General features: G+C 48.8%; 11 protein-coding genes. 10 read left to right on the top strand and 1 reads right to left on the bottom strand.

The window, feature by feature from the left end:
• Positions 1-57: 57 nt before the first annotated feature.
• The 6 genes from EPD17_RS17815 to EPD17_RS17790 all read left to right on the top strand — a co-directional run bounded on the left by EPD17_RS17815 (position 58) and on the right by EPD17_RS17790 (position 9306).
• On the top strand, positions 58-876 hold the full coding sequence (locus EPD17_RS17815) for a hypothetical protein (RefSeq protein WP_132055873.1): 819 nt from the start codon (positions 58-60) through the stop codon (positions 874-876).
• Entirely contained in the window at positions 873-2894 is a 2022-nt protein-coding gene (locus EPD17_RS17810; RefSeq protein WP_132055872.1) for a ComEA family DNA-binding protein, read from the top strand. Before EPD17_RS17815 ends, EPD17_RS17810 begins: the two co-directional genes overlap by 4 nt.
• Positions 2895-3184: 290 nt before the next feature.
• Positions 3185-6421: a SusC/RagA family TonB-linked outer membrane protein gene (locus EPD17_RS17805; protein ID WP_132055871.1), complete on the top strand. Its 3237-nt coding sequence runs from the start codon at positions 3185-3187 to the stop codon at positions 6419-6421.
• Between the two features lie 23 nt (positions 6422-6444).
• Entirely contained in the window at positions 6445-7890 is a 1446-nt protein-coding gene (locus EPD17_RS17800) for a SusD/RagB family nutrient-binding outer membrane lipoprotein (protein ID WP_165929655.1), read from the top strand.
• Between the two features lie 59 nt (positions 7891-7949).
• Positions 7950-8894 carry a DUF1735 domain-containing protein gene (locus EPD17_RS17795; protein WP_132055869.1) on the top strand — a complete coding sequence of 315 codons (945 nt, stop codon included), beginning with the start codon at positions 7950-7952 and terminating at the stop codon, positions 8892-8894.
• 97 nt (positions 8895-8991) lie between these two features.
• Entirely contained in the window at positions 8992-9306 is a 315-nt protein-coding gene (locus EPD17_RS17790; protein WP_132055868.1) for a DUF3467 domain-containing protein, read from the top strand.
• A 480-nt stretch (positions 9307-9786) separates the two neighbouring features.
• On the opposite strand, the gene radC is transcribed toward EPD17_RS17790, so the two are convergent.
• The gene (radC, locus tag EPD17_RS17785) at positions 9787-10479 is read right to left on the bottom strand and encodes a RadC family protein (protein ID WP_132055867.1); all 693 of its coding nucleotides are present in this window, start codon (positions 10477-10479) and stop codon (positions 9787-9789) included.
• A gap of 72 nt (positions 10480-10551) precedes the next feature.
• Between radC and EPD17_RS17780 the strand changes: the two genes are divergently transcribed.
• The 4 genes from EPD17_RS17780 to pth all read left to right on the top strand — a co-directional run bounded on the left by EPD17_RS17780 (position 10552) and on the right by pth (position 13271).
• Positions 10552-10770, top strand: coding sequence for a hypothetical protein (locus tag EPD17_RS17780; RefSeq protein ID WP_132055866.1), 219 nt, complete (start codon positions 10552-10554; stop codon positions 10768-10770).
• A 62-nt stretch (positions 10771-10832) separates the two neighbouring features.
• Complete coding sequence (locus tag EPD17_RS17775; protein WP_114234817.1) at positions 10833-11786, top strand: ribose-phosphate pyrophosphokinase; 954 nt, start codon at positions 10833-10835, stop codon at positions 11784-11786.
• Between the two features lie 100 nt (positions 11787-11886).
• A complete protein-coding gene (locus tag EPD17_RS17770; protein WP_114234818.1) occupies positions 11887-12474 on the top strand; it encodes a 50S ribosomal protein L25 in 588 nt (195 codons plus the stop codon).
• 221 nt (positions 12475-12695) lie between these two features.
• Positions 12696-13271: an aminoacyl-tRNA hydrolase gene (gene pth, locus EPD17_RS17765; protein WP_132055865.1), complete on the top strand. Its 576-nt coding sequence runs from the start codon at positions 12696-12698 to the stop codon at positions 13269-13271.
• Positions 13272-13355: the final 84 nt, after the last annotated feature.

Genomic DNA, 13355 nt, shown 5'->3' with positions numbered 1-13355 from the left:
TACACCTATTTTGTTTTTAACATATAATAATTAAATTTAAGTCAAACACTAACTGCTTTGAGATTTCTGCTTGCAGGTATCCTCTGTATCAAGGGTTCCGTCGCTTTTGCACAATTGCTGCATCCGCCCATGCAGCTGCCTTATGCTGCCTCGGTGGGCCTGAGCCGCCACCAGGCCGATGCATTTTCTTTCCATACCAATCCCGCTACTTTATGGCACTTGCATAAGCCACATGCCGGTTTATCAGGAGTGCAGTCGCACATGCTGCCCGGCGTTCGTTCAGGTGCATTGAGTGTTGCGGTTCCTGCAGGCAACACATATTTCGGTGCAGTTGTGCAACATTACGGCGCTGCCTCATTTTACCATACGGCAATCCAATTTTCATCGGCGCAAAGCCTGGGTAAAAAGGCCGCCGTTGGCGCTTCGTTTCACTATCGTTCGGTAGCGGCCGCCGGCTATGGCGCCATCGGCATGTGGGGTGCCGGCATCGGCGGATTGTACCAAGTTTCGGAACAGCTGCAGGCAGGCGCCTACCTGTTTGTGCCAGCTGCGGTTACTACAAAAAAGCCGGTCGAGCGACTTGCTGGTTACTACCATGTTGGACTTGGGTGGGACCTGTCTCCGCAGGTGTTTGTTTCAACCAGCTTTATGCAAACGGAATCATTTAAGCCTGATGTCCATGCATCGATCAGTTATAAGCCGGTACCCGCCATTTCGGCGCGGCTGGGCTTGCAGTCGGCAAACAGGGAGCTGATTGTAGGCGCCGGTTTTTTACATAAAAAAATGCAACTGCACCTGTTTACCGGCCTGCATCCAAGATTAGGATTTTCGCCGGGGCTGCAACTCTTATTGGGGCAAAATGATGTGGCGCTATGAAGCTGGCTTGCACTATACTATTCATGGTGCTGGCCAGCGCAATGGCCGGGCAGGAGTTGCCTTTAAATGCCCGCCAGCAATTGGAGTTGGTTGCCGAAGCCAACGAAGAGGAACCCGAAGATGATGCCTTGCTACAGCAACTGATTTTTTGGCAAAAACGACCGCTGAACCTCAATGTTGCGGATGCTGCTGACCTACAGGTTTTTCCGTTTTTAACCCCAGTCCACATCCATCATTTTTTGGCCTATCGAAACCTGCTGGGCCCATTCATCGACCTACACGAGCTGCAAAGCATTCCTGGCTGGGAACTGCATATCATCCGCCAACTTTTACCTTTTGTACAGGTGCAGCCGGCCATGGCACCTGTTCGTAATTTGTTGCAGCGCCTGCACGGCGGCGAACACCAAACCTTGTTGCGTACTACGCGGGTAGTGCAACAATCTGAAGGTTTTAAAAAATCCGGCGCCAACGGTTTTGCAGGGGACCGCCAACAGGCGTTGTTTCGGCACCAATACCGCAATACCGATGGTTTGCAATGGGGAGTTACCGCGGAAAAAGATGCTGGGGAAACGATCTTCAAAAAGGGTCACGCTACGCCGGATTTTTTATCGGCACACCTGTTTATCCGGCGTATGGGCAAAATAAAAGCACTGGCCATTGGCGATTTTACGGCAAACATGGGACAGGGTTTGGTGCACTGGCAGGCACTGGCATTTGGCAAAGGGCCTGCGGCTGTAGCCATCAAACGGCAAAGCTCAGTACTGCGGCCTTATGCCTCGGCCGGTGAAGCACTTTTTTTGCGCGGTGCCGGCGCCACACTGCAGCATAAATCTTGGGAGGCCACCGTTTTTGCTGCCCGGCAAAAAATAGGTGCCAATACCGACATCAATGAGTTGGGCGAATCGGTAATCAGCAGCTTCGATGTTTCAGGTTTGCACCGCACTGCAACGGAACTGGCCAAGCGCAAAACGGTAGGGCAGCAGGTGTTTGGTGGAAATGTACAGTATGGCAAAGGGTTATTTAACTGGGGCCTTAATACAGTTTATTATCACCTGTCGCTTCCGGTCGAAAAGCGGGATGAGCCTTACAATTTGCATGCATTAAAAGGCCGGTCGTATTTGAACTACAGCACCGATTACAGTTTTACCTGGCGCAACCTGCACCTTTTTGGCGAGCTGGCTGCCAATGCGCCGGGCAAATACGCCTGGGTACAGGGCCTGGTGGCCAGCATTCATCCGCGTATCGACATGGCGCTGCATGTGCGGATGATGCAACCCGGATACACCACTATGGCGGCCAGCGCATTTACCGAGGGTACCGTGCCCACCAATGAGCAGGGTATTTACTGGGGCGTGCAAATGCGGCCGCATGCAAAACTGGTGGTCAATGCCTACGCTGATGTCTTTCGTTTTCCATGGTTGCGTTTTCGCGTAGGCGCTCCTTCAACCGGCAGTGATTTTTTATTACAGGCAACCTACCAGCCACAAAAAGGTACCGAATGGTATGTGCGCTATCGGGCAAGGCAGAAAGACCGAAATGTTCCAGGTGCCGGGTGGCCTTTGGAGTTGCCACTACCGTATCGGCAACAAAATGTTCGGCTGCATGCAGGTAAAAATATGGGGCTTTGGGTCCTTCGGAGCCGCGCCGAAATGGTATGGTGGCAGCAGGATGCAAAGAAGCAGGAGCGGGGTATGCTCGTTTATGGCGAAGCCCAATACAAGGGCAATAAGCGCATTGAGGTGAGCGGCCGATTGGCTTATTTTAAAACCGACAGTTATGATACCCGGCTGTATGCTTTTGAAACGGATGTATTATATGGATACTCCATTCCGCCGCTGTTTGGTGAAGGTTTCCGGGGTTATCTGGTGGTGCATGGAGATGTCAATAAAAACATTTCGGTATGGCTGAGGGCTGCTCATTTCTTTTATCCCGGGGCTCAGTCTGTGGGAACCGGATTGAACCGCATTGATGGAAAGGGCCGGACTGAACTAAAAATGCAAGCGTTAATAAAATTTTAATCTTTATTAGAAGAAAGTTTTAACTTTTCACCCGTCCCTAACACATTTTTTAGACACCATGCAGCGAACCAAAAAAGAAATTTGCCTTTTTACATCGGGGTAAAGTTTGTAATCTAAAATTTTTACCCGCAAAACCAAGAAAACATCGAACGTTAACATTTTTTTTGGGAAGAGATTAAAAAAATTATATTTGACACCCTTGGACAGCCAACGATCCAAACATGCGCCCCCATTGAATAGTTGCATGTAGGATTTTCAACAAACGCTTTACCATTAAATCAGAGAATCACATGAGAAAAATCGCATCACTGTTGCCAGTGTTGATGTTGCTATGCACATTAGCATTTGGCCAGGCCCGTACCGTAACGGGTACAGTCAGAGATGAGAATGGAAACCCAATTCCATTTGCCAGCGTAACAGAAAGTGGCACCAACCGGGGCACCACCACCGACGCAAATGGCGTATTCCGGATTTCCATTGCGCAAAACGGAACCCTGAACGTGACCGCTGCCGGCTTTGTAGCCCAGCAAAGCTTTAACCCCACTGGCGAAACCGCCAACATTTCACTCCGCCGCTCCGATGCCCAACTCCAGGAAGTTGTGGTTACCGGCGCTTACAACACCAAAAGAACCGCCCGCAGTACTTCGTACAACGCACAGGTGGTTACCGGTGAACAAATGAACACCATTCGCCAAACCAACCTGAACAACGCCCTTGCGGGTAAGGTTTCGGGCTTGCAGGTGCGTAGCCAGTCGGCAGCAGCCCTTGGCCGTGAAGGAATCGTCCGCCTGCGCGGTGCTTCTGGCCTGGGTGGCGATGAGAACATTATTTATGTAGTGGATGGTACCATCCTGCCCAACATCAACGACATCAACCTCGATGATGTGGCCGACCTGACCGTGCTGCAAGGCCCTGCCGCTGCTGCCCAGTTTGGCCCGCAAGGTGCCAACGGTGCTATTGTAGTAACCATGAAAAAAGGTACACGCAGCCGTGGCATCGGCATCGACCTGAACATTGGTGCACAATGGGATAAAGTGTATGTTTTACCCAATTATCAAAACTCATATGCCGGTGGCAGCACTGCCGACCTGATGAAGTATACCTGGAAAGCCGGTCAGCCTGAAGAGTGGAAGGCCCTGGATGGCAAGTATTTCCACGACTACTCGGATGATGCTTCCTGGGGTCCCCGCATGGTAGGGCAGGAGTATATTCCCTGGCATGCCTGGTACGGCGGCCATGCACGTTCTTACCAAACGGCACGCCTGACACCGCAAGAAGATAATGCCCGTGACTTTTTCAACACAGGCCTGACACTAAACAACAGCATCAGCTTTACAAAAGCTACCGACAACATGAACCTGCGTTTTTCGTATGGTAATGTGGATGTTCGTGGCTTGCTGCCTACTACCAGCCTGAAGCGCAATACGTTCAACCTGAATGCATCACTTGACCTGAATGAGCATTTTACTGTTGCCGGTAACCTCAACTATATCAACCAAATTGTTGATGGGCAAATTACTGATGCTTATTCCAACCAGTCGACTGGTTCGTTTAACCAGTGGTTTCACCGCAACATTGATATGGATTACATGAAGGAATTGCGTGACCTGCGTACTCCTCAAGGTATCTATGCCAGCTGGAACCACGCCAGCCCTGATGCTTACAACCCCGCTAACCCCCGCAGCTTCTTTGGCGGCAACTACTGGTATAACTTCTATACCTGGTTTGACCTGGCCAAATCGGTAAACAACCGCGACCGCTTGTTTGGTGATGTATCGCTGACCTACCGCCTCAATGACAACTTTAGTGTTAGGGGTACTTACCGTAAACAACAAACCAACACTTGGTTTGAGGAACGCTTCCGCTCCGAACTGTTTGAAAGCGGCCTGCAAACTACTGGTAACGAGCCTCGTGCCCGTGGCTACTATGCTACTTCCCAATCAAACAGCAACCGCCAGAACGTAGAAGTGATGGCTACTTACAGCCAAAAGTTTGGCGATTTCGCGGTAAACCTGAATGCTGGTACGGACTTTTTCCGTTGGCAGTATAAAGACGTTGGTGGTAATACCAACAACGGTCTGAACGTGCCCAACCTGTTTACATTGGCTAACTCCAAAGACCCGGCTTCCAACTTTAATGGCCGTATTTTGGAAAAATATAAAGCTGTTCTGGCCCGTGGCGATGTGGGCTACCGCAACTTCCTGTTTGCCGAGTTTACCCTGCGCAACGACTGGTTCTCAACACTTCCTGCTGCCAAGAATGATGTATTGTCTAAATCAGTTGGTGGTTCATTTGTATTCAGCGACCTTGTGAAAGCCCCTTGGCTGAGCTATGGTAAATTGCGTGCATCGTGGGGCGAGATTCCGCAGGCATTGGGCACCAGCTCTACCACCTTCGGTGCTTACCGCTACCCCGGGTTCAACTATGGTGTAGGCCAGTTCCAGTGGAACGGCAACTTCCTGATGAGCACACCTAACGAACTGGTGGATTCTTCCATCCGCGGTGCGGTAAAAACGCAGCGCGAAGTTGGTTTGGAACTGCGTTTCCTGAAAAACCGCCTAGGCATTACTGCAACTTACTGGGATGGAACTGAAAAAGACATTCCCCGTTCTGTACCCATCAACGGTGCGAGTGGCTTTACCTCTAAGTTGATCAACACCGGTGAGATCTCTAAAAAAGGTATTGATCTTCAGTTAAGCGTTCGCCCGATTTCTACCCAAAATGTTTCGTGGGACATCAACGGTACATTGGGTTACCTGATAGAAAACAAAGTGGTAAAAATTGCGGAAGGCATTGAACGCACCACTTCTATTGATGCTGCATGGGGCACCACAGCTCCGTACCTCGTACACGCTGTGGGCGAAGATTGGGGCCAATTATTTGGTAACGGCATCAAACGCATCAACGGCCAGCCCGTGGTTAATTCGAGCGGTTTTTATGTAAACGATCCGAATGTAAATTTTGGTAGCGTACTGCCTAAATATACTGGTGGTTTGCAAAACACGGTTACACTGTTCAAAGACGTACTGATCGGCGCCAACATTGACTACCAGTTTGGCGGTAAGTTCTTCTCCCTGTCCAACATGTGGGGTTCTTACTCCGGCCTCACTGCCCGTACTGCTGCTATGAACCCTAAAGGCAACCCCATCCGTGATGCAGTTGCCGACGGTGGCGGTGTGCAAGTAAAAGGCGTTGATGCAGACGGCAAGCCTGTTGAATACTATGTTGAAGCACAAGATTATTTCCACAACCTGTACAACAACAAAACTTTCGACGATTTCGTTTACGACCTGACCTTTGTAAAACTGCGTGAACTGTCCATCGGTTACAACCTTCCGCTGGCCAAAATGGGTAATGTTTCTAAATGGATTAACCGCGCAACCCTTTCGTTTGTTGCCCGCAACCCCATCCTCATTTATGCTAAAACCGCAGACTTCGATCCATCCGAGATCAGCAACCTGAGTGGTGAAACCGGTCAGTTGCCCGGTACCCGTGGCTTTGGTTTCAACCTGCGTGTAGGTTTCTAATTGATGCACTAAAAATGAACAACATGAATTTCAAAAAATATATCATTATCGGCTTGTTGCCCGTTGCAGTGGCAATGACAGGCTGCGATAAGTTTGAAGATTTTGGGAATGCCAACCAAAATCCGGGTGGTGTGAATGCACCCATCGTTGGCGCCCTCCTCACCAACGTCGAATCACAGCTGGGTGGCTTTGTGTTCAATACCCGCGCTGGATTTTATAGCCAGATTTTCTCCGAAACCCAGTACACGGATGCCTCCCTTTATAGCCTTCCGCAATTGGATTTCAATGGTATTTATGCCGGCGCCCTGATGGACCTGCAGGACATTATCAATAATAATGTCAGCAACAACCAAACTCAGGTTGCCCGTATTTTGCAGCAGTACCTTTTCTGGACCATTACCGACCGCTGGGGTGATGTTCCTTACAGTGAAGCGCTGAAGGGCAACAATACTCCTAAGTTTGACACCCAGGAAGAAATCTATAAAGGGATGATTGCTACGCTTGCTGATGCAAACGCCAAGTTTGATGCAACCTCTCCGATCACCGGCGATATTGTATACGGAGGCAATGTTGCGAGCTGGAAAAAAGCTGCCAACTCCATGCGCATGTTGATGGCTTTGCAATTGTCGAAGCGTTATCGTGGCGCCAGCGAATATGCAGCGACAGAGTTCAAAGCTGCATTGAACGACGCGGCGGGACACATCGACGAAAACAGCGAAAACATGAAGTTGAGCTACCCCGGTGGCAACTTCAAGAACCCTGTGTTTGATATCTACAATGGCCGTAAGGACGTAGCGGAAAGCGAAACGTTGACTACACTTTTGGGCAACCTTGGAGATACCCGTCAATCAGTTTATGGAGGTAAATCGGAAGATCCTTCCAGCCCTGATTACAACGCGACTTCTAACGTAGGTATGCCTTTTGGTTATACCCGTGCCAAAGCGGAAGCATTTACCAGCGCCAACCCAACTTGGGCCCGCATCCTGCGCGGCGATTTCCGCAACGAAAACAGTCCATTGGTGATTATTAGTGCGGCTGATGTAACACTGGCACGTGCCGAAGCTGCCGATTATGGCTGGACTACGGAAAACTTGGCCACCACTTACCGTCGCGGTATCGAGCTGTCCTACGCCCAATGGGGATTGACTGCACCGGCCTCATATTTTGCCCAATCGAACGTAGCACTTAATGCTGCTGCAGGCACTGGCGCCAATCTGCGTGCCATTGCCATACAGCGGTACATAGCAGCTTACCCCAATGGATTGGCTGCCTGGAACATCTGGCGGAAAACAGGTTTCCCTGTGCTAACACCTGCGCCGGATGCTACCAATACCACTAAGCAAATTCCACGTAGGTATACCTACGGTCAGCAGGAATACAGCACCAACAAAGCGGCTACCGATGCAGCAGCGGCTCGGTATCAAGGTGGTGAAACCCAGGATGCCCGTGTTTGGTGGGACGTTCAATAATATTGTTTATCGGCACTGTAAGATGGCTTAAGTCTTACAGTGCTTTTCAAAAAAAAGATATGAAACTGAACAAGATATTACAGTTTTTGGGCGTGTTTGGTGTGGCTTCTCTGCTGCTCACCGCCTGTATCAAAGAAGAAGACCATTTGAAAGAAATGGGTGAGAACATAGGCAATTCTTTTCTCAAATTTCAAGAGGCGCCTGAAAAAGTACACTTCTTCGCCCCTTTCACCGATCAGCGTAAAGTCGACCTTTTTTCCTTAAGAAAAGAAGTCAATGGGCAAGCCGCTCTGCAAACAACCTCCACAGTTACTATCACAAGTAAGCCTCAGCTAATTGAGGATTATAATGATGAGCATGGCAGCAACTATGAATTATTGCCAGATAGCTTGTATACGTTATCTAATACAGCTTTCGTAAAAAGTGCAAATGGATATACTGTAAACTTTGGTGCTGGAGATTTTAGCAGGGATTTTACCATTCTGCTAAATGGTGCTAAATGGGATATTTCGCGCAATTATGCAGTTGCCTTTACAATTACCGATTCTGCCGGGTTGGACATTAACGATGGCAAAAGAGATGTAATTGCTATGATTGCCGTAAAGAACCAGTGGGACGGTATTTATTCGGTTGAGTCAGGCACAGTAACGAGGTACACCGCCCCAGGTGCACCTGCAAATGATGCATTGAGTGGAGATTTAACAGGTAACCCAGAAGTTACATTAGCTACAGTTGGTCCTAATACTGTACAAATTACAGGATTGCAGTGGGCTCATGGAAACAACTCTGGTGTGGCAGGCATTGATAATCTGCGGGCTACTATCGATCCTGTTACAAATTTAGTAACGATGCGGTCGCTAGGAAACGCAACACTTAGAAACTGGGAAGGCAAAGAAAACCGATACGACCCCGATACGCAAACTTTTTATCTTGGTTTTATTTGGAATCCAACTGCAAATGTTAGAACCTATGAAATGGTAATTAAGTATAAAGAACCGCGATAACATCTATGCTTAATTTATAAATAAACAAGCCACTCAAAAGAGTGGCTTGTTTATTTATAAAGATGCTTAAAGCATAACTTTGAATCAAATACTATAAATGGATCAGCAGCAACAGCAACAAAACCAGATCAACATCGAAATATCAGAGGAAGTGGCCGAAGGACAATATGCCAACCTGGCCATCATCACTCATTCGCACGCCGAGTTTGTCATCGACTTTGTAAATGTGATGCCGGGCACCCCCAAAAGCAAAGTGAAAAGCCGCATCATCTTTACGCCGCAGCATGCCAAGCGTTTTATGAATGCCCTCACCGAAAATATTGAACGCTACGAAGCGGCCAACGGCAACATCAAGGACCTGGAGGAAATCTCCATTCCGCTCACCTTTGGCGGCCCCACCGGCCAAGCCTAGGGAATGGCGAACAGAGGAACAGGGAGTGATGAATTATTGATTATGAATTATTGATTATTGGTGATGGCTGTTGCAGTTAAATAACGCAGCACAATATCATTGGGCGTAGCCCAAACCTGTTGGTAGCAACACAATCATCATTGTATTCAATCTTTTGTTGATCGTAGATCAACCCTGTGAACGCGACATTTATTTGAAAATTAAATGCAGCGTGGGTTTAGGCTACGCCCAGATGATTTCATCGTTTGATCTATTGCTACCAACAGGTGTGGACTCTGCCCACATTTTTATTGCAAGATGGATTCTTCTTTTTGAAACTATGAATATGTCCTTTCGAATTGCGTTCCCCCCAATTTATCATGCATAAACAATCATTCATAACTCATAATTTTCCTTCGTTATTCATCGTTCCTTGTTCCTTATTCGATCTTCTCCCCTCAACTTCGACATTCGACATTCCTTGTTCCTCTGTTCATCATTCTATATAATCCCTTCATCCGCAAAGCTGAAATAGCCATCCTCGCTAACAATCAGGTGGTCCAGCACTTTGATGTCGAAATAGCGGGCAGCTTCTTTTATTTTCAGTGTTAGGTCTTCATCGGCGCGGCTGGGTTTGAGGGAACCAGAGGGATGGTTGTGGCAAAGGATCAAGCTCACCGCATCTTCTTCCAAAGCCCGTTTCAAAATAATCCGCGGATCGGCCACCGTGCCGGTGATGCCGCCTTCCGAAATCACTTGGAAGTGGTTAATCTTATTGGCCCTGTTTAAAAACAACACCGCAAACACTTCGTGGCGGTGATCGCGCAGCAGGGTTTGCAGGTAGCGGGCCACATCAGCGCTGCTGCCAATTACCGGCTTTTCCAACGAAGCATGCGCCTGGCGCCGGCGGCCCAGTTCCATTGCAGCCACAATGGTGATGGCTTTTGCTTCGCCAATGCCCTTGATCCGCGTCAACTCCTTCACCGTTATTTTTCCCAACTCGCCCAGGTTGTCTTTGCCCATGCGCAACACGTCTTTGGCCAGGTCCACAGCACTTTTTTCGCGGGTGCCGTGGTGCAGCAAAATGGCCACCAGTTCGGAATCGGAGAGGGCAGCGGGGCCTTTTGCACGTAACTTTTCGCGGGGCCGGTCGTCGATTGCCCACTGCTTGATGGAGTAGTTTTGCGGTTGCATAGCTCAAGTATAGATAATATTTTTATGCCCGTCAATAGATCCAGATTCTGTTAAACCGCTAAACCCAATCCTATGAGCAGAAACAATTCGCGTGGTGCCGTTGGTGCGTTGCACCCCATTTTATTTTTTGTTTTTGTGTACGGCATTTCACTGGCGCTTGCCTTTTTTATTTGCAATGCTGTGTACAACAGCATGCAGGCTTCCGGCGCAGTTTCAGAAGAAAATTTTACCGCAAAAGGAGTGGAGTCGCCCCGCATCAATAGCGGCGGAAGTGTTACCGCCATGCGCTGAAATTTTGCACCTTATCCGTAAATGTGCGGCTAATTAATATCTTCGCCGCACATTTACCTTTCATGCAATCTCCACTGAAAATTTTCTCGGGTACCGGCTCTTTGCAGCTCACCCAGCAGATTTGCGACCGTTATGGCTGTCAGCCTGGAAAGATCAATCTGCAACGTTTTAGCGACGGCGAAATCCAGACCACGTACGAAGAAAGCATCCGCGGAAACATGGTTTTTCTGGTGCAAAGCACCTACGGCCCTGCCGAAAACTTTATGGAACTGCTGCTCATGATCGATGCAGCCCGCCGTGCTTCGGCCAACAAGATTGTGGCCGTGCTGCCTTACTACGGCTATGCTCGCCAGGACCGTAAAGACCGCCCAAGGGTTGCCATTGGATCCAAACTGGTAGCCAATATGCTTACCGCAGCCGGCGCCGACCGTGTGATTACCATGGACCTGCACGCCCCGCAAATCCAGGGTTATTTCGATATCCCGGTGGACCATCTCGACTCCTCGGCCGTTTTTATACCATATATAACAGGTTTAAAACTGGAAAACCTTACCTTTGCGGCCCCTGACGTAGGAGCAACCAACCGGATACGGGAAATTGCTTCTTATTTCAACGCCGAAATGGTGATCTGCGATAAGCACCGCAAACGTGCCAACGAGATCGCTTCGATGGTGGTAATTGGGGATGTGACCGGTAAAGACATTGTGATCATTGATGACATTTGCGATACCGCCGGCACACTGGCAAAAAGTGCAGCTCTTTTAAAAGAAAAAGGTGCCCGCAGCGTAAGGGCTCTGGTAACGCATCCGGTGTTGAGTGGCAAGGCTTACGAAAACATTGGCAACAGCGTGCTGGAAGAACTGGTGGTATGCAATACCATTCCGCTGAAACCTGGAGCACCAGATAAAGTCAAAGTGCTGAGCGTAGCCGACCTTTTTGCAGTAGCCATCCGCAACGCCAATGAAAATAAGAGCATCAACAACCTCTTTATTCATTCGCAAATGCGGAACAAATAGAAAGGTGGGCAAGTTCACGAGTTCACAGGTTCAAAAGTTTTTTGAGCTCAACTCGTGAACTCGTGAACCTGTAAACTTTTGAACTTTTAATTTAAATACAATGAAATCAATTACAATCGAAGGACAACTGAGGACCGAATTCGGCAAATCAGCCACCCGCCGGCTTCGCTCTCAGGAACAAGTGCCTGGTGTAATTTATGGCGGTGCCCAGGAGGTAAGTTTCTTTGCTCCTGCAAAGGCGTTCAAGCCCCTGGTTTACACTGGTAATTTCCAGATTGCCGAACTGGTAGTTGACGGAAAAACTTACCGCACCATCCTGAAGGACCTGCAGTTTGACAAAGTAACCGACGCCCTGATCCACGTGGATCTGCTGGAGCTGGTAGAAGACAAAAAAGTAGTGGCCGATATTCCGCTGAACTACGTTGGTACTGCAGTAGGTGTTCGTGCAGGTGGCCGCTTGGTTACCAAAATGAAGACCCTGAAAGTAAAAACGCTGCCCAAGCACCTGCAAGAGCAGATTGAAGTAAACATCGAGCACATGGAAGTTGGCGACAACATCCGCGTGGAAGATGTAAAGGTGGAAAACTACGAGGTAATGAACTCGCCCCGTATTCCCATCGCTTCTGTAGTTACTACCCGTGCCCTGCGCCAGGAAGAAGCTGCAGCTGCTCCGGCTAAGAAGAAATAATCCGGAATTTTATTTTCTTGAAAGGCCCGCTGCATTGGCGGGCTTTTTTTATGGAAAACAAGGGCGTGAATGGACAATGGTGAATCGCGAATGTGGAGGTTTAAGAGGTACGGTTTCGGATTGACGATTGAGGTAAGATGGTTCTCGGTTGACATTTCACGATTGCCGTTTCACGTTTCACCACTCACCATTCACAACTTTTCAAAAACCTTTATCAACACATGAAATATCTCCTTGCCGGCCTGGGCAACATTGGCGCCGAGTATGCCCATACCCGTCACAATATTGGGTTTGATGTGGCTGCTGCATTTGTAGCCAAGCATGGCGGCCAGTTCCGGTCCGACCGCTTGGCTAACGTGGCCGAGGTGCGCTGGAAGGGCCGCAATTTTATAGTGATCTGCCCCACCACTTACATGAACCTGAGTGGCAAAGCGGTAAAGTATTGGATGGATAAAGAAAAAATTGCTGTTGAAAACCTAATGGTAGTGTTCGATGACTTGGCCATTCCACTCAACAAACTGCGCATTCGTTCGGGCGGCTCCGATGGCGGGCACAATGGGCTGAAAAGCATTCAGGAAAGCCTGGCCACGCAGCAGTATCCGCGCCTGCGCTTTGGCATTGGCGATAGCTTTGCAAAAGGGCGCCAGGTTGATTTTGTTTTGGGTAAATGGACCGCTGAAGAAGAACCCATGGTGCGCCTGAAGATTGACAAGTGTACCGAAGCCATAGAAAGCTGGGCTACAGTGGGTTTGGCAGCCACCATGAATAAAATAAACAATGTTGAGTTCGCATTATGACGGTTGCATATAAATACTTACTTTAGCGCACCAACTCCCACTTAGGCAATCTCCATGTCCTCTGTCAAGCCACGGAATATATAG

The organism is Pseudocnuella soli (assembly GCF_004347775.1).
Taxonomy (GTDB): domain Bacteria; phylum Bacteroidota; class Bacteroidia; order Chitinophagales; family Chitinophagaceae; genus Flavisolibacter; species Flavisolibacter aquaticus.
Note: the sequence above shows the minus strand (reverse complement) of the source record. Positions and strands in the feature narration are given on the sequence as shown.

What these genes read in the sequence shown, in the direction of transcription:
- EPD17_RS17810 (WP_132055872.1), top strand. Translation starts at nt 873, where the DNA reads ATGAAGCTGGCTTGCACTATACTATTCATGGTGCTGGCCAGCGCAATG.
- EPD17_RS17805 (WP_132055871.1), top strand. Translation starts at nt 3,185, where the DNA reads ATGAGAAAAATCGCATCACTGTTGCCAGTGTTGATGTTGCTATGCACA.
- EPD17_RS17800 (WP_165929655.1), top strand. Translation starts at nt 6,445, where the DNA reads ATGAATTTCAAAAAATATATCATTATCGGCTTGTTGCCCGTTGCAGTG.
- EPD17_RS17795 (WP_132055869.1), top strand. Translation starts at nt 7,950, where the DNA reads ATGAAACTGAACAAGATATTACAGTTTTTGGGCGTGTTTGGTGTGGCT.
- EPD17_RS17790 (WP_132055868.1), top strand. Translation starts at nt 8,992, where the DNA reads ATGGATCAGCAGCAACAGCAACAAAACCAGATCAACATCGAAATATCA.
- radC (WP_132055867.1), bottom strand. Translation starts at nt 10,479, where the DNA reads ATGCAACCGCAAAACTACTCCATCAAGCAGTGGGCAATCGACGACCGG.
- EPD17_RS17780 (WP_132055866.1), top strand. Translation starts at nt 10,552, where the DNA reads ATGAGCAGAAACAATTCGCGTGGTGCCGTTGGTGCGTTGCACCCCATT.
- EPD17_RS17775 (WP_114234817.1), top strand. Translation starts at nt 10,833, where the DNA reads ATGCAATCTCCACTGAAAATTTTCTCGGGTACCGGCTCTTTGCAGCTC.
- EPD17_RS17770 (WP_114234818.1), top strand. Translation starts at nt 11,887, where the DNA reads ATGAAATCAATTACAATCGAAGGACAACTGAGGACCGAATTCGGCAAA.
- pth (WP_132055865.1), top strand. Translation starts at nt 12,696, where the DNA reads ATGAAATATCTCCTTGCCGGCCTGGGCAACATTGGCGCCGAGTATGCC.